The sequence below is a fragment of the Leptolyngbya sp. GGD genome (assembly GCF_026735145.1).
Taxonomy (GTDB): Bacteria; Cyanobacteriota; Cyanobacteriia; order Leptolyngbyales; family Leptolyngbyaceae; genus Leptolyngbya; species Leptolyngbya boryana.
Genome location: NZ_JAPQKE010000005.1, coordinates 72,002 through 95,313 on the forward strand (window position 1 = coordinate 72,002; position 23,312 = coordinate 95,313).

At 46.5% G+C, this 23,312-nt stretch carries 15 protein-coding genes; 6 read left to right on the forward strand and 9 right to left on the reverse strand.

Annotated elements, in window-relative coordinates:
- Positions 1-169: 169 nt before the first annotated feature.
- On the forward strand, positions 170-9,730 hold the full coding sequence (locus OU814_RS22230; protein WP_268242135.1) for a Calx-beta domain-containing protein: 9,561 nt from the start codon (positions 170-172) through the stop codon (positions 9,728-9,730).
- A gap of 509 nt (positions 9,731-10,239) precedes the next feature.
- Here the strand turns inward: OU814_RS22230 and psbA are convergent.
- From psbA to OU814_RS22250, 4 genes are all read right to left on the reverse strand, one after another.
- Complete coding sequence (gene psbA / locus OU814_RS22235; protein WP_017288020.1) at positions 10,240-11,322, reverse strand: photosystem II q(b) protein; 1,083 nt, start codon at positions 11,320-11,322, stop codon at positions 10,240-10,242.
- A 199-nt stretch (positions 11,323-11,521) separates the two neighbouring features.
- Positions 11,522-11,824, reverse strand: a complete 303-nt coding sequence (locus OU814_RS22240) for a helix-turn-helix domain-containing protein (RefSeq protein WP_017291428.1) — start codon at positions 11,822-11,824, stop codon at positions 11,522-11,524.
- A gap of 279 nt (positions 11,825-12,103) precedes the next feature.
- Positions 12,104-12,625: a DOMON-like domain-containing protein gene (locus OU814_RS22245; RefSeq protein ID WP_190652512.1), complete on the reverse strand. Its 522-nt coding sequence runs from the start codon at positions 12,623-12,625 to the stop codon at positions 12,104-12,106.
- Positions 12,622-13,716 (reverse strand): phosphotransferase enzyme family protein, encoded by a 1,095-nt coding sequence (locus OU814_RS22250; protein ID WP_268242136.1) that lies wholly within the window; start codon positions 13,714-13,716, stop codon positions 12,622-12,624. Before OU814_RS22250 ends, OU814_RS22245 begins: the two co-directional genes overlap by 4 nt.
- Before the next feature lie 37 nt (positions 13,717-13,753).
- Here OU814_RS22250 and glsA point away from each other — a divergent pair, with 37 nt between their 5' ends.
- Positions 13,754-14,716, forward strand: coding sequence for a glutaminase A (gene glsA / locus OU814_RS22255; protein WP_017291425.1), 963 nt, complete (start codon positions 13,754-13,756; stop codon positions 14,714-14,716).
- Between the two features lie 14 nt (positions 14,717-14,730).
- Here the strand turns inward: glsA and OU814_RS22260 are convergent, their stop codons facing one another.
- Positions 14,731-16,392, reverse strand: a complete 1,662-nt coding sequence (locus OU814_RS22260) for a glycoside hydrolase family 3 protein (protein WP_268242137.1) — start codon at positions 16,390-16,392, stop codon at positions 14,731-14,733.
- A 128-nt stretch (positions 16,393-16,520) separates the two neighbouring features.
- Entirely contained in the window at positions 16,521-17,438 is a 918-nt protein-coding gene (locus OU814_RS22265; RefSeq protein WP_268242138.1) for a histone deacetylase family protein, read from the reverse strand.
- Between the two features lie 139 nt (positions 17,439-17,577).
- Here OU814_RS22265 and OU814_RS22270 point away from each other — a divergent pair, with 139 nt between their 5' ends.
- Positions 17,578-17,904 carry a hypothetical protein gene (locus OU814_RS22270; protein WP_017291422.1) on the forward strand — a complete coding sequence of 109 codons (327 nt, stop codon included), beginning with the start codon at positions 17,578-17,580 and terminating at the stop codon, positions 17,902-17,904.
- Positions 17,905-17,939: 35 nt separating this feature from the next.
- Here OU814_RS22270 and OU814_RS22275 read toward each other — a convergent pair whose 3' ends face one another.
- Both OU814_RS22275 and clpS read right to left on the reverse strand, forming a co-directional pair.
- Entirely contained in the window at positions 17,940-18,227 is a 288-nt protein-coding gene (locus OU814_RS22275; protein ID WP_268242139.1) for a DUF2103 domain-containing protein, read from the reverse strand.
- Positions 18,224-18,544 carry an ATP-dependent Clp protease adapter ClpS gene (clpS, locus tag OU814_RS22280; protein ID WP_144056301.1) on the reverse strand — a complete coding sequence of 107 codons (321 nt, stop codon included), beginning with the start codon at positions 18,542-18,544 and terminating at the stop codon, positions 18,224-18,226. Before clpS ends, OU814_RS22275 begins: the two co-directional genes overlap by 4 nt.
- 146 nt (positions 18,545-18,690) lie before the next feature.
- On the opposite strand from clpS, the gene OU814_RS22285 reads away from it, so the two are divergent.
- Positions 18,691-19,395: a DUF4230 domain-containing protein gene (locus OU814_RS22285; RefSeq protein ID WP_268242140.1), complete on the forward strand. Its 705-nt coding sequence runs from the start codon at positions 18,691-18,693 to the stop codon at positions 19,393-19,395.
- A 390-nt stretch (positions 19,396-19,785) separates the two neighbouring features.
- Positions 19,786-19,965: a hypothetical protein gene (locus OU814_RS22290; RefSeq protein WP_017291418.1), complete on the forward strand. Its 180-nt coding sequence runs from the start codon at positions 19,786-19,788 to the stop codon at positions 19,963-19,965.
- A gap of 82 nt (positions 19,966-20,047) precedes the next feature.
- Here the strand turns inward: OU814_RS22290 and rlmN are convergent, their stop codons facing one another.
- Positions 20,048-21,064 (reverse strand): 23S rRNA (adenine(2503)-C(2))-methyltransferase RlmN, encoded by a 1,017-nt coding sequence (rlmN, locus tag OU814_RS22295; RefSeq protein ID WP_190652519.1) that lies wholly within the window; start codon positions 21,062-21,064, stop codon positions 20,048-20,050.
- A gap of 617 nt (positions 21,065-21,681) precedes the next feature.
- On the opposite strand from rlmN, the gene OU814_RS22300 reads away from it, so the two are divergent.
- Positions 21,682-23,238, forward strand: coding sequence for a sensor histidine kinase (locus OU814_RS22300; protein ID WP_017291416.1), 1,557 nt, complete (start codon positions 21,682-21,684; stop codon positions 23,236-23,238).
- Positions 23,239-23,312 lie beyond the last annotated feature (74 nt).

Consider the following 23,312-nt stretch of genomic DNA (forward strand, 5'->3'; position numbering starts at 1 on the left):
CCGAAAAATTGTTGCGTGCATCCGTACATCCCGCGATCATGCTTCACAATTTCTTCTCGAAAAATCTGCGAAATTACTGCTTTGTAATTCCAGGTGAATGTCCTAAGGCGCGGATTGGGAAATCTACCCATTGAGCAAACTAGAACCCTCGTCCTACCTGGAGAAGAATATGGACTTCGCGAGATTACCCCAATGGAATCGTCAATCTCCACTTGAAACCAGCACAATTCCATCGATCGCAGTTTCGCAAAATGATTTCAGTCCAACTTGGTCATCGCTTCAGGGCAAATCGTCCTTGATTGTGATCGATTCGAGCGTTCCAAACTACCAGGAATTAGTTGCAGGGATTCAAGGCGATGCTCATATTTTAATTCTCGATCCCGTCAAAGATGCGATCGCCCAAATTACTTCAGCACTCTTAGAAGAGAGTGGGATTTCGAGCTTGCACCTTATCTCGCACGGAGCGAGTGGTGCGCTCAAACTAGGTGAAACTTGGCTCGATCGAGCAACACTCGATCGCTATCAGTCAGAATTTAAGCTGTGGAGCCAGTCCCTCACCGCAGATGCAGACATTTTGATCTACGGTTGTGATGTCGCTCAAGGAGAGATTGGACAAAGCTTTATTCAGCACTTCAGCCTGTTAACTGGCGCAGATATTGCTGCGTCGAACAATTTAACTGGCAATGTTAACCTGAATGGAGATTGGACGCTGGAAGTGCAAACCGGAGCAATCGAATCCGCGATCGCATTCAATGCTGATGTTCAGGCTAACTACCAATCAATTCTGCCTGTCGATCTGATTTCAGTGAGCAATCCTACACTCGTAAAAGGCAGCGTGGGACTCGACAACATTGGGCAAAACGCAGTCAGTGGAGATGGACGCTATGTTGTCTTTGCGAGCAGCGCTTCGAGCTTGGGAGCCAATGATAGTAACGGCGCATCGGATGTATTTCTATACGATCGACAAACCGATTCCGTCACCCTGATTAGCCAGAACTTTAGCAAAAGTGGCAGTGCAACGGGCGCATCCCTCAATCCCGTCATTAGCTTCGATGGCAACTTTGTTGCATTCATTAGCAATGCCAACAATCTTGTTGGATCAATGGCAAGCAATACAGATTCCATTAACAATATTTTTGTGTGGGAGCGGACTACAGGCAACATTTCACTAGTCAGCCGAGATGACACAGGCAAGAGTGGAATCCGTGCCTCATCTGCTCCTAGTATCAGCGATGATGGCAGCCGAATTGCATTTCAAACTCAATCTCAACTTTTACCCACCGATAGTTCGGCTCGCCCAGACGTGTATGTTTGGACACGATCGACAGGCGCTTTAACACATCTAAGTCGAAATCGGATCGGCACAATCAGCCGAACCGTTGGAGCCGATGCGCCTGTGATCAGTGGCGATGGAAAATATGTAGCATTTGCCAGCCTCTATTCCAATCTGGCAGCATCTGATACAAATGGCGTACAAGATATCTTTTTATGGCAGCAAGAAACCGATACGGTTATTAACTTAACGACTTCTGGTAATGCAGCATCATCTAGCCCGGTTATCAGTCGCGATGGAAGCCGGGTAGCATTTGTCAGTGATGCGACCAATTTCGCAACCGATACGAACGGAGTGCGAGATGTCTTTGTCTGGACGCGATCGCCCGAAAACCCGTTAGCCGGAACCATTCAGCTTGCCAGTGTGAATGCGACAAATACAAACAGCGGGAATACAATACCTGGCGCGATCGGGTTAAATCTAGGCTCGCAAAATCCAGTTCTGAGTCGAGATGGACAAACCCTCGCTTTTACAAGTGCTTCAACCGATCTCGTCGCAGGCGACACCAATAATAAAGTAGATGTATTCGCTCGGGATTTAACCGCTAATACAAATCAGACTGTTTTAGTCAGTCAGAGCAGCACAGGAACTCTATCAGATGGGGACTCTGGCAATATTACGCTGAGCGCAGATGGCAAGCGGATCGCCTTTACAAGCCTGGGTACCAATTTAGTCAGTGGCGACACGAATGGAGTGCAAGATATTTTTGTCCGAGATATTTCGACCGGACAACCCGCTTCAGGTAAAACATTCTTAATCAGCCGCACGCCGACCGGAGGCGTTGGCAATAACAGTTCTGGAACCACTTCGACTGGGATTGAACCTTCGATCTCTGTCCCCATCATCACCAGTGATGGGACAAGTGTTGTGTTTGTCAGTCAGGCAAGCAATCTCAATCCAGAAGATGTCAACTCTAACTTTGATGGATACATCATTCCGGTAGCAACTGGAGCAGCCACTCTCATCAGTCGCCGTAATGCTGACCCCAATACAAGCTCACGGACAGGCAGTGGAGACTCGACGCTGGCAGAAAATTCACTGAGCGAAACGGGGCGTTACATTGTCTTTACCAGTAATGCCTCTGAGCTTACAGATGGCGATACAAATGGAGTTGCCGATGTTTTCTTGCGCGATCGTCAAACTGGAACGACAACGCTGATCAGCAAGGGTGCAACAATTGCCAATGGCGCTTCAGGAAATGCCAGCATTAGCGCGGATGGTCGCTATATCGTCTTTACCAGTGAAGCGAACAATTTGGTCAGCGGCGATAATAATAATGCGATCGACATTTTCTGGGTCGATGTGCAAACACAGCAATTGCGATTAGTCAGCCGAGCAATAGATGGAGCGAACAGTGCGAATGCAGCTTCACTCAATCCAGTACTGAGTGCAAATGGTCGCTATGTTGCCTTTACGAGTAGCGCAACCAATCTTGTCGCTGGCGACACGAATGGACTGCAAGATGTATTTGTTTGGGATAGTCAGGATAATTCGATTCTGAATATCACTCAAGGTGCAACAGGTGGCATCTCAGAGCAGCCTGTTATTAGCCCCGATGGACGATATGTTGCTTTTGTCAGTACTGCATCGAATCTTGCGGTTGGTGATACGAATGGACTCAGAGATGTCTTCGTCTGGGATCGCACAAACAGCAGCAGTATTACACTCGTGAGCCGAGCAACGGGAGCAAGTGGTGCAATTTCAGATGGCGATTCGTACCAAGTCAGTATGAGCCAGGATGGAAGAACAATCGCGTTTACAAGTACTGCCAAGAACCTTGCAGGCACACCCGATGGCGACAATGACGAAGATGTCTTTGTTCGCAACTTAGATACAAACACAACGGTACACGTCAGTGTGAATCAAGCAGGCGGATATAGCGTCAGCAGCGAATTCACGCCCCTAAGAGCATTCAGCCCGAGACTGAGTGGCGATGGTAAATTCGTCGCGTTTACTAGCACCTTTACTGATTTAGTTGCCACAGACACAAATGGAACCAGTGATGTCTTCTTACGCGATCTAACCACGAATGTCACGAAATTGATTAGCGTCAATCTGGCAGGTTCAGACAGTGGGAATAATGCAACGGGTGCAGATGGCGGCACTGGCAGCGGCACTGGCACTGGCTCTTTTGCGACTGGAATTAGCAACGACGGGCGCTATGTTGTCTTTAATAGCTTCTCAAGTAATCTTGTCGGTAACGATACGAATACTGCACTGGATGCGTTTGTCCGAGATGTCACTCAGAATCTCACACTTCTAGCGAGCCAAATTCCTGCTGAGACAAATAGTGGTCAAGGCGCTTCTTTCAATCCTGTCATTAGTAACAATGGCGGTTATGTTGCTTTCACCAGTCTTGCTACAGATTTAACGCCACGAGATTTGAACGGAAAATATGATGTCTTTGGCTTGAATCTATCCACGACCGTGAGTTTGTCACTGAGCAAAAACACGATTGCAGAAGCCACACCGACGAATTCAGTTCAATACACGATTCGGCGCAATCAAACCGCAGGTTCGTTAACGGTGAAGTTAGCGATCGACAACACAAGCACCGTCTCTGCCAGCGATTACACTTTCACTGCTGGCTCAGGCATTACCTTAACTGAAAATGGTTCAGAACTTACGATCGAGTTTGCAAACGGAGTGAATGAAGGCATTCTCACTTTAAGCGCGATCGATGACACTGCACTTGAAGACGAAGAAGTATTGAATCTCAGTGTTGTAGCAAGCCCAGATTATGCGATCGCAGATAGTTTTGGAACTACTTCGCTGAAGTTTATCGATAACGAGATCCCAATCTTTGTCTCCATTACCAATACCACTCAGGACATCAAAGAAGGGAATTCGGGCGAAAAAGCGTTTACCTTCCAAGTCAAACTGGCAACTCCTGCGACAACAGACCCTGTAACGGTTCGATATACAGTTCAGCCTGGAACGGCTGATGCTAATGACTTGACCGTAACAACAGGCATTCTCACCTTCAATGTTGGAGAGTCAGACACTCAAACTATTACCGTTCAAGTCAAAGGCGATACCCAGTTTGAGCCAGATGAAACCTTCACAGTTGAACTGAGCGATGCGAGTGCAAATGCAAGATTACAAACTGGCTCTGCAACTGCAACGATCGAGAATGACGACATTGCACCTACGATCTCGATCGTGGGTCTCGATTCAATCACGGAAGGGCAATCTGGCACACAGACTTATGCGCTAACCGTTCAGCTCAATCAAACTAGCAGCACCCCGATCACAGTAGATTATGCAGCCGTTGATTTAGGTGCAGCGAATGGCAAAGATTATGTGCTCGCACCGGGTCAATTAACGTTTGCAGCAGGTGAACAAACTAAAACGATTAATGTCACTGTCAATGGCGATAGTATTTTTGAAGCCGATGAACAGTTCAAAATTCAGCTTTCCAATGCTGTTGGTGCAATCTTACCTGAAGCTCAAGCCGCAAAAACAGTCACGATCACCAATGATGACACCGCACCCACTCTCAGCATTGAGACAGTTACTGAACAATCCGAGGGCACAACGCCTTATAACTTTGTCGTGAAACTCACAGGCGAGACAGAAGTGCCTGTGACTGTGAAATACGCAACAGTTCCTGGAACAGCGACAGTTGAAGACTTCACAAACGTATCTGATAGCTTAACTTTCGCAGCAGGAGAAACTCAGAAAACAATTGCGATCGCAATCACCGATGATACTCAACGCGAACGCAATGAATCGTTCTCAGTGCAACTTTCTGAGCCAACCAATGCAACCATTACCACTGCATCCGCAACTGGAACAATTACCGATAACGATCCCATTCCAACCGTATCGATCACCAACGTTACCAAGGCAGAAGGCAACGGTGGAAATACGCCATTCGAGTTTGAAGTCAGCTTATCCAATGCGAGCGATCAAGAAATTGTCCTCAACTACACAACCGAAGACGGAACGGCACTCGTCTCAGACAACGACTATCAAACAGCAAGCGGAACAATTCGATTTGCACCCGGAACAACCAAGCAAACGATTACAGTGAATGCTACAGGAGATACCCGACGGGAACAAGATGAAACGTTCTCTGTGAAGCTGAACACGACAACTCCAAGCTTAGTAACGATTCCAACAGATGCGATCAGTCTTGGAACCATTCAAAACGATGATTTAACCTTCCCATCGATTAGCGTCTCGCCTGCAACTGTGAATGAAGGTGGAGTTCTTTCCTTTGAAGTGTCGCTTTCAGATACCAGTAGTGATGAAATCCGCATTGATGTTGCGACTAGTGACGGAACCGCATTACTCAGCGATTTTGATTACACTCGTCTGACTCAGACCCTAATTTTTGCTCCAAATGAGCGTACAAAAACCGTCACAGTTCAAACAACAAACGACAACAAGCTGGAAGACGACGAAACGATCACGCTCACCTTATCGAATCCAGTCAATACGACGATCGCCGGAACTGGAAGCGCGATCGGAACCATCAAAAACGACGACCAGCGACCCACGATCGGGATTGCAAGCACACCTTTAAGCGAAGATGACCCAACGGCTGCCGCTTATCCTTTCACAATCCGTCTCTCGAATCCGACCACCCAAACCGTCACGGTGAAATACCGAACGATCGATGACACTGCAACCGTTGCCGACAATGATTATGTGGCAACAAATGGAACCATCACCTTTAATCCTGGTGAAACCGAGAAGACCATTACAGTTCAAGCTATTGCCGATCGTAAATTCGAGCCAACCGAACGGTTTATTGTCCGTTTAGAAGATGCAGTTAATGCAGATCTCTCTCCCACCGCAACGGACGGACTGGGTGTATTAAACAACGACGACGCAGCACCGCAGTTATCGATTTCCTCTCGCACTGGAGCACAAGCCGAAGGCGATTCTGGCACAACTCCGTTTGTCTTCGTGGTCACGCTGAACAATCCGAGTAGCGAAGAAATCCGCGTCAACTACACAACTGCTAACGGCACTGCGACTTCTCCCGCAGATTTTGCCGCTACAAATGGAACCTTAATTTTTGCACCTGGACAAACCGAGCAAACGATCACGGTTAATGTTGCAACGGATTCTGGAATCGACGGAATTGAACCAGATGAAACCTTCTTTGTTCGCTTAAGCGACCCAATTGGAGCAACGCTCTCTAGCAACAGCGAAGCACAAGGAACCATTCTCAATGATGACAACGCTCCAACTCCGACGATCCGAATTGATGATGTCATTGCTAGCGAAGGCAACGGCAACACAACCTACACCTTCAAAGTTAAGCTGCTACAACCTACAACCAATACGGTCACCGTCCAATATCGCACCCTAGACGGCACAGCAACCGTCGCAGATGGAGATTATACAGGACTCACAGCCCCTGGAACACTGACTTTTGCACCTCGCGAAACCGAAAAAGAAATCTCGATCGTGGTTCGAGGGGATACAAAATTTGAGCCGAATGAAGACTTCTTTGTAGAACTCTTTAACCCCACCAATGCAACCCTATCGTCGCTATCAACAGCAAAAGGCGTAATCAATAACGATGATGCTCGCCCGACAATTAGCATTGGCAATGTCGTTGTCTCAGAAGGCAATGTAGACGGAGCATTCACCGATGCAATCTTCACCGTTTCGCTCTCAAATCCAAGCAGTGAAGCAATTACCGTTGATTTCACAACGGTTGATAGCACAGCACTGGTCAGCGATAACGACTATCAAGCTGCATCAGGTAAGCTCACTTTTACTCCAGGTGTCACCAGCCAGCAAATCACCGTCAAAGTCCGAGGCGATCGCAAATTTGAACTCGATGAAGCTTTCTCAATTCGTCTTTCTGCTCCAACAAACGCCGATCTATTCACGGCTCCAAATCAAGGCATCGGAACAATTCTCAGCGATGATTTCCGCCCAACCATTACGATCGACGATGCCACCCCAGTTCTAGAAGGCAACTCTGGCACAACCCCGATTCAATTCAAAGTCCGTCTCTCGAATCCCAGTAGCGAGACTGTAACCGTGAAGTATGTTACGAAGAACGGCACAGCAGATGGGAATGATTTTGCAACGGTATCGACTCCCACAACTGTCACCTTTGCGCCTGGACAAACTGAGCAGACTATCACCGTTCAAGCGATCGGAGATACCCAGTTTGAACTCGATGAAACCTTTACCGTTGAATTGAGCGAACCTAGCAATGCTCAAATTGCAGATGGCAGTGCAACGGGAACAATCATCAACGATGAAGCATTGCCACGGTTATCGATCGCAGCAGTTCCACCTAGTCTTGCAGAAGGCAATAGCGGTATCACTCCCTTTACGTTTGAGGTGAGTCTCAGTGAAGCCAGCCCAGTTCCCATTACAGTCCGTTATAGCACTGTAGATGGAACCGCCACGATTACAGGCAACGATTATGTTGCTGCATCAGGAACACTAACATTTGCAGCCAATGAGACGAAAAAGACAATCACTGTGAACGCTTTAGGTGATACGCAGTTTGAAGGTAATGAAACTTTCCAAGTCACACTCACTAATGCATCTGGTGCAACCATTCAGACAGGATCAGCCACCGCGACAATCACCGAAGATGACACTCCTCCGGGCGGTGACACAACGGATTCGCCGTATGACATTCTCTGGCGCAATCAGCGCACTGGAGAAAACATGCTCTGGCTTCCATCTGGCAGTTTATTAGAGCGCGAGATTCCCTTCTTCACCGTACCAGACCCGCGTTGGCAAATCGCTGGCTCAGCCGATTTCGATGGCGATGGCGACACAGATCTCCTCTGGCGCAACCCTAGCACTGGAGAAACTGCAATTTGGCAAATGGCTCCTGATCTCTCATTCAGAGGAAGTCTGCTGCCGACCACCGATAGTAGTTGGGAAGTCAAGGGAATTGCAGATTTTAACCGCGATCGCAAACCAGACATCCTCTTCCGCAATGTCAGCACAGGTGAGAATGCGCTCTGGTTCATGCGTGATACAGCGTTGAGTTCATCATCTTTCATTACGAGAGTTGCAGACACAAGCTGGCAAATTGATGTTGTTGCTGACTTTGACAACGATGGCAACGCAGACATTTTCTGGTCAAATACGCGCACCGGAGAAACAGCCCTATGGTTCATGAACGGAACCAATATCAAATCGAGCCAGTTCTTGCAGAAAGTTCCAGATATTGCTTGGCGACCGATCACGTCGGGCGACTTTAATCGAGATGGATTTGTCGATTTGTTCTGGCGCAATCAGCGAACAGGTGAGAACGCAATCTGGTTCCTACGAAATGGCGAACTCCAAAGCAGTTCTTTTATTCAATCTGTTCCACCGACGAGTTGGCAGCTTGAGCAAGTTTACGATTTCAATGGAGATCAGAGTTTAGATCTGTTGTGGCGCAATACTGTGACACAAGAAATGGCAATTTGGTACATGGCGCGTGAGGTATTTGGAGCGTATGCGCTCTTGCCGAGCCTACCCGATCGCAATTGGGCAATCGAAGGGGTCGGTTTGATCGGCAACCAAAGAAAAGGTGAGATTATTCTGCGGAACTATCAAACGGGTGAAAACCGCATCTGGCGAGTGAATCAAGATGTGTTTAATCGCACGACCATGTTAGAAACCTTAAATCGCGATTGGGAGATTCAAGGAACGGGAGACTTCGATCGCAATGGCGATGCTGACATTGTTTGGCGGAATTTGCGAACCCGCGAATTGTCGATTTGGCTGACCCAGAATGGGCAGGTGCGTGAAAAAGTGACTGTTCCGTTAGGCTGGAACGTTCCGACCACTTGGAAGATTTTGGCAGTCGATGATTTTAGTGGTGATGGCACTCCCGATCTAGTGTGGCGAAACGACGAAACGGGTGAAACCGCATTCTGGACATTCAATGGGACTCAGTTTTCTTCGAGCAGTTCAATTCTGCCTGCGATGGATACTAACTGGCGGTTAGAAGGGGTTGCCGATATGAATAACGATCGCAGTCTTGATTTAATCTGGCGCAATCCGACGACAGGTGAAATTGCATATTGGTTGTTCGATCGCACTCGATTAACTCGTGGCGTAATCAATCCTGCAATCGATTTAAATTGGCAAATTAGAGGTTTTGCAGACTTTAATCGCGATGGTCAAACGGATATCGTTTGGCGCAATCTGGTGACGGGTGAAAATGGCATTTGGATTATGAATGGAATCCAATTGAGTCGAAGCATCAAGTTGGAAAATGCGTTGCCAACTTGGGATATTGTTGGCATTGGAGAATATAACCAAGATAACCAGCTTGATTTATTGTGGCGCGATCGCTTGACTGGCTCGAATGCAGTTTGGTATCTCAACAACGGCAATTTCGTACTCGGAGCTTACATTCCATCGCTTCCTGATCCTGCTTGGACTGTGGAGGGAATTGACGATTTCTAAGTTAGGAACTGCTCAGACTAGCACCAATTTAAGAAGAATTCTGGGCTGTTGCTCTCGCTTCTTAAACTATGGTGCAGAGCCTATAGCACTCCTGTTTGGTTTGTAAGATCTTGCAAGTTGGGGAATGGGGAAATTGCTCTCCATTCCCCTATTTCACAGCCGATTTAGACTGCTGTAGTCGCGGCTAGAGAAATTGCTTGTATCTCCTCTCGGCTCTGCTCAACGCTCTAAGATCTAAGTTTTTTGTGAGTTGAGTGCAGCCGAAGCTCAAAGCCAATCAAGAATTCAGCATACTTTTCTTGAAGCACAAATTCTTGCCAGATTTGGGAACTCGGAAAAGCAAAGAATTGAGATGATGGCAGAGCAAACGTCATATGTACCTGTCAGCGATCGCCAATCATCAAGCCCACAGAATAAGGGTTTCTCAAATCAGCAAAGCGTTGGAAATAATTCATACAAAAAAGCCCCCCGTTTCTGGGGGGATTCATTTAGCTCAAATCAGTTAAAGATTAACCGTTGATTGCAGGTGCGCTCATTGCAACAGGTGCAACTTCACCAGCAGCCAAGTCGAGCGGGAAGTTGTGAGCGTTACGCTCGTGCATTACTTCCATACCCAGGTTCGCACGGTTGATTACATCAGACCAGGTGCTCACCACACGACCTTGCGAGTCGATGATCGATTGGTTGAAGTTAAATCCGTTCAGGTTGAACGCCATCGTGGACACACCCAATGCGGTGAACCAGATGCCGACGACCGGCCATGCACCCAAGAAGAAGTGCAGTGCGCGAGAGTTGTTGAACGATGCGTATTGGAAGATCAACCGTCCGAAGTAGCCGTGCGCTGCAACGATGTTGTAGGTCTCTTCTTCTTGTCCAAACTTGTAACCGTAGTTTTGGCTCTCAACTTCAGTGGTCTCACGTACCAACGAAGAAGTTACCAACGAACCGTGCATTGCCGAGAACAAGCTACCACCGAATACACCAGCTACGCCCAACATGTGGAAGGGATGCATCAAGATGTTGTGCTCTGCTTGGAATACCAACATGAAATTGAAGGTTCCAGAGATTCCGAGGGGCATGCCATCGGAGAACGATCCTTGTCCAATCGGGTAGATCAAGAAGACTGCGGTTGCTGCTGCAACAGGTGCAGAGTATGCAACACAGATCCAAGGACGCATGCCGAGACGGTAGGAAAGTTCCCACTCACGTCCCATGTAGCAGAAGACGCCGATCAAGAAGTGGAATACGACGAGTTGGTAAGGACCACCGTTGTACAACCACTCATCTAAGGATGCTGCTTCCCAAATTGGGTAGAAGTGCAAGCCAATTGCGTTCGAGGAAGGAACAACTGCACCAGAGATGATGTTGTTGCCGTAGAGCAAGGAACCTGCAACAGGTTCACGGATGCCGTCGATGTCCACAGGAGGAGCAGCGATGAAGGCGATGATGTAGCAGATGGTTGCAGCCAGCAAGGTGGGGATCATCAATACGCCGAACCAGCCTACATACAGGCGGTTTTCGGTGGAGGTGACCCAGTTGCAGAACTGCGCCCACAGGTTTGCGCTTTCGCGTCTCTGTAAGGTCGTTGTCATGGTTTGATAATTACGTTTGAGAAGATGTATGAAGTGGTTGTGTTAACCATACTTTACATATTAAGGGGAAGATTGAGATTTGTAAAGAGTGTTAACAATTATTTCAGAATTTTCTTTCCGAAGGCGCGCCGATCGCATGAAAAAACCGCCTGTTTGGGGCTGGGAACCCTGATACAGGCGGAGAATTTGGGGAATGAAATCAGTTTGAAGCGCTCGCTGAAGTGTCGAAACGCTGGCGGTGCAGGTTTGCACGAGTCGATAAGCCCATCTGTTTTAATAGGCGATTAATATGTCGATCGCTAATCGCGACTCCGGTTTCTTGTAACAAATGTTTTCTGAGCCACTGGGCTGTCCAGCGATCGAACGGATAGCCGAACTGTTTTGGGCTATGACTGACTAATTCTTTTAAGCGATCTAAATATTGATCATTGATCGTCTTTGGACGACCGACAGGCTGATTAATCCAATCATCTTGCTCAATTCGCTGCAAACTTTTTGTCATGGAACACACTCCCTAACAGGTTGTTCCGCCTTCATCGACGGAGAGTCAAACTCGATCAACGATCGATATGCGTTAGGTAGATTGCCCTGATGATGATGCTATTTAACAGTGAGTAGATATCAGATGTGAAGTGGTGAAACTACTATTATTTCGTCTGCACTTGTGTCCAAAAAAGCACTTTCTAAATAGGAGGTAATTCTATTCCTGAATATGACGATCTGAAGATCAAACCAGCCTCTAGAAATTCGATCGATATCAGGAAGAATCTTAGCTGATGGATTAAAGTTTTAGCACGAAGCTTTCTCGAAGATGGAAGTCTGCTTCGGTTCCACAGTGCTGAAGTGCCCAATATGTAATATTTTGAGGCGATGTTTCAATGACTGTAGTAATTGAAACATCAAGAGGTTGATCGGGCTGGATGATCGAATTAAGATCAAGTTCAATTGTGAGTGAAACTTGCTTGGCTTTCACATTTATCTCAAAGGGAAGTGATGTAAATTTGAGTTCTTCCTGCATTCCTGTTCGATAATTTTCAAAGCGATAGATATTCCAATCGCCGCTTGGAGAAAGGTTAAATTCCCAATATTGTGGGGAGTTCTGGACACCGAGAAAAAATTCAAAGCAGGTGGTTTGCCATAGATTATTCTGACGGGTTGGCGATTTTGCAGCTGGAATTAACACTTGAGAGCGTTCGTCGAATAGATCGTAAGTCAGGCACAATCGATTGTTCGATCGAGAAATGCTCCCTGACAGTTTGAGATCCGAGTCTGCATCAAAAGGGTGGAGAGTAAAGTTCTTCATCTCAAGCCCTCCACGATCGCAGAAATGGCTGCTTCTTGAGATTCAATGCTCTCTACTAACTTGAACTGAACCAAGGCACGTACTAAGTTATGGTCTGGATAGTTCACCTTGAAGTAACGATCGCCCATGAGATAGTCGGTGAAGAATCTTAGCCCTAATTCAAATGTGATTAAGCGAATGGCATCAAATAAATAGGCATAGTCCTGTTCTGTGAGAAACGTTTTTGCAATCCTGACATAGCCTCGTAAAATTCCCTCGCATAGATCAGGTTCAAATCTTACCGTCTCCCAGGCTTGGGTTTCTTCGCCGATCGCATTACAGCCTGAGCGCAGACAATCGCCAATATCGTAGTGAATCAAGCCAGGTTTTACAGTGTCGAGGTCAATCACACTCACGGCTTGGTTTGTTTGGGTGTCGAACATGATGTTATTGATCTTAGGATCGCCATGCATCAGTCGTAGTTTTAATTTTCCTGAGTGTTTCGCATTTTCTAAAACCTGTGCCCAAGCTTGGCGATCGCTGACGAATTTCAAGCAGTAGTTAACTTCTGGCGTGCGAGAAACGGTGGAATTTGATAATGCTTGATCGTACTGGTGCAAATAAAGCGGCGTGATGTGAAATCCTTCTAGCGTATCCAAGAGCTTTTCAGGAGGTAAATCACTGACTAAACAATGAAACAGTCCTAAAGCATAACCAATCTCTTCGGCTTGATTGAGATTCTGAATGGTGTCATACGATCGAGAATTTTCAATAAAACTAATGGCTCTCCAAAACGAATCTCCTTCTAGATAATGATCTTGCTTCTCGTTGGTGAAAATCACTTGTGGCGTTTCCCAACGTCGATCTAGATTCAGCGTGGGAAGTCGATCGCAAATGTGTTGAGTGCAGACACACATATTCTGCATCACCCATTCAGGCTGGCGAAAGACTTGCGTATTCATTCGCTGCAAGACAAATTGCGACGTTTCCAGTGCAACTAAAAAGGTATCGTTAATATTGCCGTTTCCCAATGCTCGAACTTCGCGAATCGATTGCGATGTGAATTTCTGTGCAATCTTGAGCAGATGTTCGGGGGAGTAATGATTTACCATTCTGAGAGCATTGAGAAGATTTCCTCGACATTCTACTATGACGATCGAACCTATAACCGCCCCAGACGTTCACCCGATTCAGGAGGTCTTGAATCAGGTTCATGAGAAGTATCGATCGCTCAATTTAGGAACTCCAGCGACCTATATTCCTGAACTGGCAAAAACAGACCCAAAGTTGTTTGGAATTTGCATTGTCACTGTGGATGGAGAGCAGTTTTCGGTAGGCGATGCTGAGCAATTGTTTACCATTCAATCAATCTCTAAGGTATTTGTGCATGGGCTAGCACTCGAAGATCATGGGAGAGAACAGGTACTTTCTAAAGTTGGAGTAGAACCCACGGGCGATGCTTTTAATGCGATCGTGCTAGATGAACAGTCGAAACGCCCCTACAATCCGATGGTAAATGCAGGCGCGATCGCGACGACGAGTTTGATTAAAGGTCAGGGTGCATCAGAACGGCTGAATCGAATGTTGGCGATGTTTGAGCGCTATATCGGACATGAGAGCTACATTGATATGCCAACGTTTATGTCTGAGCGAACGACTGGATTTCGGAATCGAGCGATGGCTTATCTGATGCGGAATTTTGGCATGATTGACGATCGCATTGATGAGTCTTTGGATCTCTACTTTCAGCAATGCTCTTTGATGGTGAATTGCTGTGATTTAGCTACGATGGCAGCGACTCTAGCAAATCAGGGAAAAAATCCGCGCACTGGAGTTCAAGCTGTGCCGTCTCGCTATGTTCGGGATATGCTCAGCGTGATGTATATGTGTGGAATGTACAACTATTCCGGAGAGTGGGCATATCGAGTTGGATTGCCTGCCAAAAGTGGGGTAAGCGGTGGATTGATGGTGGTCGTTCCGGGGAGGTTAGGGCTTGGGATTTTTTCGCCCCCGTTAGATGAGCGGGGAAATAGTGTGCGGGGAGTTAAGGTGTGTGAGGATCTTTCTGAGCAGTTTGGATTACACTTGTTTGAGTGTGAAGAGAGATCGTAGAGTCTACAGAAAATCTATATGAATTGCCCAGTTGCTACTTTGGAAGGAGATCCAAACAAAGCCTCTAATGAGATCGCTTGTGCAGATTGCATTTGCCCATAGCTAAACACATAGGGAACATCAGATGGTAACTGTGGAATAAAACGATCGAGGACATAAGGACTGCCATAAACTACGATCGCATAAAGTTGATCAGTATTGAGCAAGTAAGTAAACCAATCTTGTGCTGCTTGTGTTAGTCCAGCAATCCCTCGAAATGGATTGCCTCGGATGAAGAGCTGCAAGACAGTTGGACTTGCATCGCGAGTACTTAAATCAATGTACGGCGTATGTCGATCGATAATCTGAGTCTGAGTGAATCCGAACTGAGACGGAACTGCGATCGCGGGAGCTGTTCGACCTAAGAACTCACAATCGAGAATGCTATCTACGACTACAATGTTTTGCCCCACACCTGACAAAGTTACTAATCGCGATGGATTCGGCTGATAGACTCGCATCGAATCTCGAAGTAAGTGAGCATTAGTTGCTAGCATCTCAGGCTGAGCAATCTTTTGAGTCAGATCATTCGTCTCTAAAGGCAATGAAGCAAGATTTTCCCAAGCATGACCTTCTTCAGAAGGAATCTCTGGAATACAAGCTTTCTGCTTCGCTCGCCAGATCCTTTCAACAGATGCACGAATGCGATCGCGATCAATCCGTCCTGCTTCGACTGCTTCACAAACAGCATCGATCGCTTTTTCTGGCTCTAATGGCATCAGCATAATATCGGCTCCAGCTTCGACGGCTAAAACGCAAGCTTCTGCTGTTCCATAACGATTCGCGATCGCACCCATGACTAAAGCATCTGTGACAATCACACCTTCAAATCCTAAATTCTGCCGCAATTCATCTGTGAGAACTTTGGGCGAAAGTGTAGCAGGATAGTTCGGATCGAGTGCGGGAACCTGTAAGTGAGCACTCATCACAACATCGACACCCGCAGAGATTGCATTCCTAAACGGCGGAAATTCAATTGCTTCTAATCTTGCTCGATCGTGCGGAATCAGTGGCAATTCGAGATGCGAATCAACGGCTGTATCGCCATGTCCGGGAAAATGTTTTGCAGTCGTCAGAATCGGATGTTGATGTGCGCCTCGAATAAATGCTTTTGCTAATTCACTGACAATTTCAGGCGTTTCACCGAATGCCCGCACATTAATCACCGGATTATTCGGATTGTTATTGACATCGACTGTAGGAGATAGCAGCCAATTTAAGCCGATCGCTAAACTTTCCTCTGCGGTGATTCTTCCCATCTGTTCGGCATAGTGACAGGCGAGTGGAAGATCGCGTTTGGCAATTTCAGCGATCGACATGGGGGGCGGAAACCAAGTTGCACCTGAGAATCGCTGTCCGACTCCTTCTTCTACATCGGCACAAATCAGTAATGGCGTTGATGCCCAGTTTTGAAGCTGCTGAGTTCTAAGAGCAATTTCTCCAGCACTCGCACCCAATAAGATCACACCTCCTACACCCAAATCTTTGACCCAGTGTTCTAGCGTAGCAGCGGGGGGTTCCCAGATTGGATATTGGATTTGGTGATCAAATAGAAATCCGGATGCTCTGACAACTACCATCTGAGCAACTTGCTGAGGCAGGGTAAGTGTGTCGAGATTGGGAAGAAAAGAAGCCATGATTTCGCTCTTTCTGAAAATTCAGCTAGTCACTAAGCTTACAAGAGTTTGCTTCCGTTCTGTCTCAAATGGTTGAGCGCGATCGCAGGGCATTCCTTGATAATCATCCCTGAAGAGTTTGGACTGAATCAAAGCCGAGCGTGTCGATACACATCACTCGCAGCACGATGCACGATCGAATGTCGGTAAACCAAAGCATCCATATCCTCAGCATATCCACCTCCAATCACACAAGCGACCGGATAGCCTCGCCCTACACAAGTCGTTAAGACCTGCATTTCCCGGCGATACAATCCAGAATCCGTCAGGGCTAGCTTGCCTAATCGATCTCCGAAATGCGGATCAACACCTGCATCATAAAAAACTAAATCCGGCTTTACTTCAGAAAGTAAATCAGGAAGATACTGATCCAAAACTTGCAAATATTCGTCATCTTCCATTCCTTCTGCTAGAGGAACATCTAAATCACTCTGCTGCTTCGTTCCAGGAAAATTAATTTCACAATGCATCGAGAACGTAAATACACTCGGATCAGATTGAAAAATAAACGCCGTTCCATCTCCTTGATGCACATCCAGATCAACAATCAGAATTTTTTCAACTAACCCTAATTTCTGCAAAACGCGAGACGCGATCGCTAAATCATTAAAGATACAAAATCCCGATCCATAGCTCGGAAATGCGTGATGAGTTCCCCCCGCCGTATTGCAAGCAAGACCACATTTCAAAGCAAGCTGCGCTGTCAAAATCGTTCCACCGACTGCCGTACAAGTTCGATTCACCAATTCCGAACTCCAAGGCAAGCCAATTCGTCTTTGGGCCTTCGCATCCAGCGTTCCAGAACAATACGCATTCACATAATCGGCTGTATGGACAAGCTCGATCCAATCTTGAGCAGGACAATCGGGGACATGAAATTGATCGAGATCCGCAACTCGATCGCTTAACAATAGCTCGTAAAGTTTCTTAAATTTCTCCATGGGGAAGCGATGACCCAGTGGAAGAGGTGCAACGTAATTAGGGTGGTAAATTAGCGGCAAATCCATCAATCTTTTAATCTGATTACTGTCTGTAGTTTTGTGAATAAAGGCGCTTGAATATTGCTATTTGTAAGACTTTCTAGAGGATTACACCCCTCATCCTTTAGACTGATTCGAGACTTAAGAAACCCGCTGACATCGCACTATGGCTCATTCCACTTGGCACGAATATCTCAATCTTGCTTCATTCTTCGCAAGTGTTGCTGGACTTTATCTTTTGTTGAATCAGAAAAAGGCGCAGACTCAGCAAGAAGAGAACGAAGTTGCCGATCAAGTTTTGTTTTCGATGGCATTTGCCTACTGGATTGTACATTGCATTGCAGTGGGAGCACAGAAGTGGGTTTGTCCGGATTGGACGACCTGTATGTTAAGCCTCAAATGGACAGCCGTGATTTCTTACCTCCTCACTTTCTCCTGCGCATTAAGCTTGCCCCTACACCGCATTGCTTCCACTCAGCAACCTGTTGAGTAATTCAGAAGGCGAGTCCGAGCTTCGATCAGCTCGCCTCATTTCAAAAGTTGAGCGATCGCGTTTTCAAGTTGCTCCTGTGCCAGTGTCGTCAGAATAAACACTTCTTGCACGGTTTTGCCTTGACGCGCGATCGCTTTAAATCCACCGCGAATCGGTACAGAAATCTTCAGCTTAAATTTGGGTGAATGAGCGCGCACAGAGCCAATGACTCCGGGCGTAATCGTCTGAATTCCCTCAACTTTAATCAGCTTCTCAAGCAGGGCAATCAGCCCTGGAATATGGGTGGAATGGTTGAGAACCAGTCTTCCCTGCTCATTTTTCATGCTTGCTCCAAGGGAGCCATCGTTAAGCCCTCCATGCCAAGCTGCATGTGATAAAGCTCCGCCTGCTCTAGCGGTCCCGTCCAAACGATCGCCTGTCCCTCAAAATGCACCTGATTCGTCAATTTCCAAGCCAGATCGGCCGTCATCTTCGGAATGTACTGCATCAGACACCGGGCAACATGCTCAAACGTATTGAAATCGTCATCAAGCACAATGACTTTGTAATTCGGGTAGGTTTGGCGGGTTGTCTGACTTGTTTTCTCAGGAGTGGTCACACTTCCAGCCATTGAAATAGCACTGATAGAAACGCGCTTCATGATGCTGGCAAAATCTACAAAATTTCCTAACAAATTCTAATTCACTCTTCGCCAAGTCGGGCAGTTCTCAGTATAGTAATCTTGTACGATAGCATGTAAACGAAGATCTCTGCTTAAATTACGGGTGCAGCACTGAAATTCAGACGATGCGAAGAAGAAACCGCCAAAAACGAGAAGGCAGCAGCGTGTTTAAAAACTTAAGTTTAATGTTGGCGGGGAGTGGATTGCTACTCGGGGTAGTTCTGCTGGTTGGGTTTGCACGATCAGGCAATCAGTTCTTTGAACACTTGCGATCGCTCATTGCCTCAAACTCACCGGAACCGAAGGTCGAAACGCGCTCGGTTGTCATTCAACAAGTTCGCCAAGCCAGCGAACTGACCACAGCGGTTTTTACAATGGAAGCGGTCGTTCCCACTCAGCAAGATGCTGCGATCGCAGGGGTCGTCATTGGGACAACCAAGCTTTTATATATTGCGCGGGGAGAAGTGCGAGCAGGCGTCGATCTCAGCACGCTGAAGCCTGACAATGTTCAAATTGTGGGAGATACAATCCGATTACAACTGCCCGCACCAAAAATTCTAGACAAGAAAATTGATGTGACGCGTTCTAGTGTCTACGACTACAATCGCGGCCCGCTTGGGTTAGGCCCTGATGTTGCCCCAAATTTACAGAAACTTGCTCAAGACGAAGCGTTAAAGAAAATTCAACTAGCTGCGTGTTCAGATGGCATTTTAGACAAGGCAAACGATCGAGCAAAACTAGTCGTTACGTCTTTAATTCGGGTGTCTGGTATCAAAGACGTAATTGTCGAACCGCAACCCGGAAACCCTCAACAGTGTCTTGCCTCTTAAGCATTTAAGTAATAGAAAGAACGCTGAAACTTGAGAGAAAAATCAAGCGTTCTATTACTAAAGTTGTAAACTCAGCTTCAAAAACTTCGTTTGCCGCCTTCAAATCACAATTTAATTTGAGATTAATTTATAAACAGCGTAAAGTCGTATGGAGAGGCGGGATCACCCTACGGATAGGTGATCCCCAAGTTGAAGAAATTTAAAATAAAAATGAATTCTGAACACACTCAGCATGTTTGCTGTCCATAATAGAATCAGATTCTTCTCAATGATTTGAGAAATTTAGTAACGGTAGATACAAAATTCCATCAGCGCAATATTTGTTCAGAACTACCTAATGTTCGCTCTTTAAATTGTTTGAATTTAGTGCCAAGATTGAGGATTTTTAAGATGCAAGTTGTTCAAACCGTTCATTGTCCCAATTGCGGTAGCCATGCAGAACGATATCGAATTGAACCAGGAGCCTTGACTCGGACGCAATGCCCGGAATGTGATTATTTAATGATCACCTGCTCAAAGTCTGGTCGTGTCATTGAAGCATATGCGCCTGGAATTTATGTTCGTCGATAATCTGTAGCCGTGTTTTGGCTGCGCTCAACTCAAGGATATCGGTTCTTCAAGTTGAGCGCAGCTTAAAACTCAAACTCCACAATCAACTTCCAGCAAACGATGCGCGCAACTGCCCGCAAGCCGCATCCGCTTCCAATCCGCGCGTCCGCCGCACACTCACCGCGATTCTCCGATCTTTTAACGCCTTCACAAACCCATCAATCCGACGCTGATCTGGTCGTTGATAATCCGCTTCGCTAATCGGATTGTACGGAATCAGATTCACATGGCTCTGGAATCCCCGTAAATGATCTGCAAGCTCGATCGCATGTTCAGCACAATCATTGACTCCAGCCAACAAAATATACTCAAACGTCACTCGCCGTCCCGTCAGACGCACATACTCGCGACATTCCTCTAAAAGTGCTTCTAACGGATATTGACGTGCACTCGGAATTAATTGCTCTCTCACCTGCTGATTCGACGCATGTAAACTTACCGCCAGCGTCGCCTGCAAGTGGTGATCCGCAAGTTTGCGGATTCTCCCAGGAATCCCGACCGTAGAAATAGTGATATAGCGCCGACCAATGCCAATATCTTCATTAATCGATCGCACTGCCTCTAAAACATTGTCCGCGTTCAGCAGGGGTTCGCCCATGCCCATAAACACGATATTGCTAACCCGTTGCTGAAACACTTCTTGCACCGTTAACACCTGATCCACGATTTCATGGCGTTCCAGATTGCGCTTAAATCCACCTTTTCCCGTCGCACAGAAATCGCAAGCCATCGGACAACCGACTTGCGAAGAGACGCAAACCGTTAACCGCTGCTCACTCGGAATTCCAACGGTTTCAACAATTTGACCGTCGCTTAATCGCAACAAGAATTTCACCGTGCCATCTAAAGCGGTCGCTTGGTGATGAATTTCCGATCGCCCAATCGACCAATCCGCTACTTGCGATCGCCATTGCTTCGGAAACACAGAAATTTCAGCTAAAGAGCGGATGCCCCGCTGATAGATCCACTGATGTAATTGTTGTCCCCGGTATGCGGGTTGCTCCTGCGTTTTGACCCATTCCGTTAACTCTGGTAAAGACGCTCCAATTAAGGCTTTCATAAAACACTCGATCGCGAGAAGAAGGAAAAATAATATGTTGCTGGCAAACAACTTCACTCAAACTTTACGGAAATTACAGAGAGCCGATGAATAGAGAGATTAGGTCTGTTGGTTCTGAGGCAACCCGCTCTCTCGTCTTAATTTGTGAAGTTAGAGAGTTCTATCTTAGACTGTTCAGCCAACCAACTGAGATAAAGCCGCATTAAATTACGTACTCTCATTTAGCCATTTGTAAAAATACTTACTTACTTTTAACAAAAAAGAAAATTAGTTGGGACAATGATCCGTAGAAACCCCGCTTTATGTTTTTTAATCCTGGTACAAACTTCTATGAGGATTTCAGAGATTGAACTTTTGTCCAACCTTCTATCGAATTCCACCGCTGGAAATGAAAGATCACTCATTTGGGTGAAACGCTTTTTCAGCGTTCATTTGATTAAATTGCTAAATATTTCCTTTTTGTTTAAATCTTTTTCTTTTCATCATGCGCGTTGTCAACTTAGCACGTCTCACCTCTACTTCATCCAATTTCTTCGCCTGCTAGGACGTCAACGATTCACTTCAAAAAGCTTCTATCCTCATCTGTCCATCCGCTTCGATCTGGTAACCTTGTGGAAATGTCGAATCATACACTTCCTGACAAACTCGTACGAATTGGCTCCGTGGAAATCAGCCTGAGTCAATCGGAAGAACTGTTCCGAGCTTATGTCGAAACTGCCAACGATATGGTTTACACCGTTGACTTGACAGGAACTCTGACCTACATGAATTCCTATGGTCAAAAACTGCTGGGATGTCCTAGAGACGAAATCTTAGGACGATCGTATTTAGATTTTGTCTCCCCGCTTTATCGCGAAAAAACAATGCAAGCGTTCGCGAATTTAATGCAGACCGGAGAGTTGAGAGATTTTGAGTTTGTGCTGACGACAGCAGTGGGCACAGAGATTTTTCTAGAAGTAAATGGAAAACTCCTCTGCCGCGATGGCGAACTCATCGGCGGTATAGGAATTGGGCGAGATGTGACGGAAAGAAAGCGGATTGAAAAACAGTTAAAAATCTTTTCTCGCGCAGTTGAATCCGCCTATGACAGTACCGTAATTACGGATTTGAACGGAGAAATTATCTACACAAATTCTGCGGCGAGCCGAATTTTTAACTGGCAAACCGACATGATGATCGGGGCACATGCTGCAATTTTTTACCCCGAGAAAAAGCAGACCGAAGAGTTAATTAAACAAGCAATCTCAGGCGGTTGGAGCGGTGAAGTCATTTGTAATCGTCGCAACGGCGAATCTTTTCCTGCTCTGGTTTCCGTCAGTCCGGTCTTGGATGAACGTAATCGCCCAACCGCAGTTTCAATGATTACCCGTGACATCACGGTGCAGAAACGAACAGAAGACGAACTTGCCACAAAGAACGATGAGTTAGAACGGGCAAGCCAGATGAAGTCGGACTTTTTGGCGAACATGTCACACGAGTTGCGCACTCCACTGACTTCGATTTTGGGCTTTTCGTCGATTTTGCAAAAACAAATCTTCGGCGGTCTGAATTCAAAACAACAGATTTACATTCATCAGATCTATCAAAGCGGTCAGCATTTGCTAGGCTTGATCAATGATGTCTTAGACTTGTCGAAAGTCGAGGCAGGACAGTTGCGCTTAGAACTCGCGCCGCTCGTCGTCGATGAAATTTGCGAGAAAACCTTGGGGTTTGTCAGCGAACAGGCTCGCATAAAAAATTTGACCGTGAACTATGAGATCCAGCCGGATCTAGAACCCTTGATGGCAGACGAATTGCGGCTGCGCCAGATGCTACTGAACTTGCTCTCGAATGCGATTAAGTTCTCGAACGAAGATCATGAAATCGGACTGAGCGTGAAACTCAATGGCGAGTTTCTAGATTTCACCGTTTGGGATCAAGGGATTGGAATTGCAGAAGACAAACAGCATCTCTTGTTCAAACCCTTTCAGCAGGTCGATGGCTCATTGTCTCGTAAGCACGAAGGCACAGGTTTAGGGTTAGCGTTGACCAAGAAACTCGCTGAACTTCACGCTGGAACGGTGCTCATGCACTCGAAGGAAGGAGAAGGAAGTCAGTTTACGATTCGCTTACCGATGAATCTTCAGCATCCGGCAACGGTTGGAACGATTGCGATCGAACCCAATCGTCGCTGATTCAAATATCCGTTCGGCATTCTGCGTCTTAGGGGTGGAGCGATCGCGCAAACTGTGCGAATCGATGGAACGGA

Coding starts and splice junctions, on each gene's coding strand:
- OU814_RS22230 (WP_268242135.1), top strand. CDS start 170: ATGGACTTCGCGAGATTACCCCAATGGAATCGTCAATCTCCACTTGAA.
- psbA (WP_017288020.1), bottom strand. CDS start 11,322: ATGACAACGACCTTACAGAGACGCGAAAGCGCAAACCTGTGGGCGCAG.
- OU814_RS22240 (WP_017291428.1), bottom strand. CDS start 11,824: ATGACAAAAAGTTTGCAGCGAATTGAGCAAGATGATTGGATTAATCAG.
- OU814_RS22245 (WP_190652512.1), bottom strand. CDS start 12,625: ATGAAGAACTTTACTCTCCACCCTTTTGATGCAGACTCGGATCTCAAA.
- OU814_RS22250 (WP_268242136.1), bottom strand. CDS start 13,716: ATGGTAAATCATTACTCCCCCGAACATCTGCTCAAGATTGCACAGAAA.
- glsA (WP_017291425.1), top strand. CDS start 13,754: ATGACGATCGAACCTATAACCGCCCCAGACGTTCACCCGATTCAGGAG.
- OU814_RS22260 (WP_268242137.1), bottom strand. CDS start 16,392: ATGGCTTCTTTTCTTCCCAATCTCGACACACTTACCCTGCCTCAGCAA.
- OU814_RS22265 (WP_268242138.1), bottom strand. CDS start 17,438: ATGGATTTGCCGCTAATTTACCACCCTAATTACGTTGCACCTCTTCCA.
- OU814_RS22270 (WP_017291422.1), top strand. CDS start 17,578: ATGGCTCATTCCACTTGGCACGAATATCTCAATCTTGCTTCATTCTTC.
- OU814_RS22275 (WP_268242139.1), bottom strand. CDS start 18,227: ATGAAAAATGAGCAGGGAAGACTGGTTCTCAACCATTCCACCCATATT.
- clpS (WP_144056301.1), bottom strand. CDS start 18,544: ATGAAGCGCGTTTCTATCAGTGCTATTTCAATGGCTGGAAGTGTGACC.
- OU814_RS22285 (WP_268242140.1), top strand. CDS start 18,691: ATGCGAAGAAGAAACCGCCAAAAACGAGAAGGCAGCAGCGTGTTTAAA.
- OU814_RS22290 (WP_017291418.1), top strand. CDS start 19,786: ATGCAAGTTGTTCAAACCGTTCATTGTCCCAATTGCGGTAGCCATGCA.
- rlmN (WP_190652519.1), bottom strand. CDS start 21,064: ATGAAAGCCTTAATTGGAGCGTCTTTACCAGAGTTAACGGAATGGGTC.
- OU814_RS22300 (WP_017291416.1), top strand. CDS start 21,682: ATGTCGAATCATACACTTCCTGACAAACTCGTACGAATTGGCTCCGTG.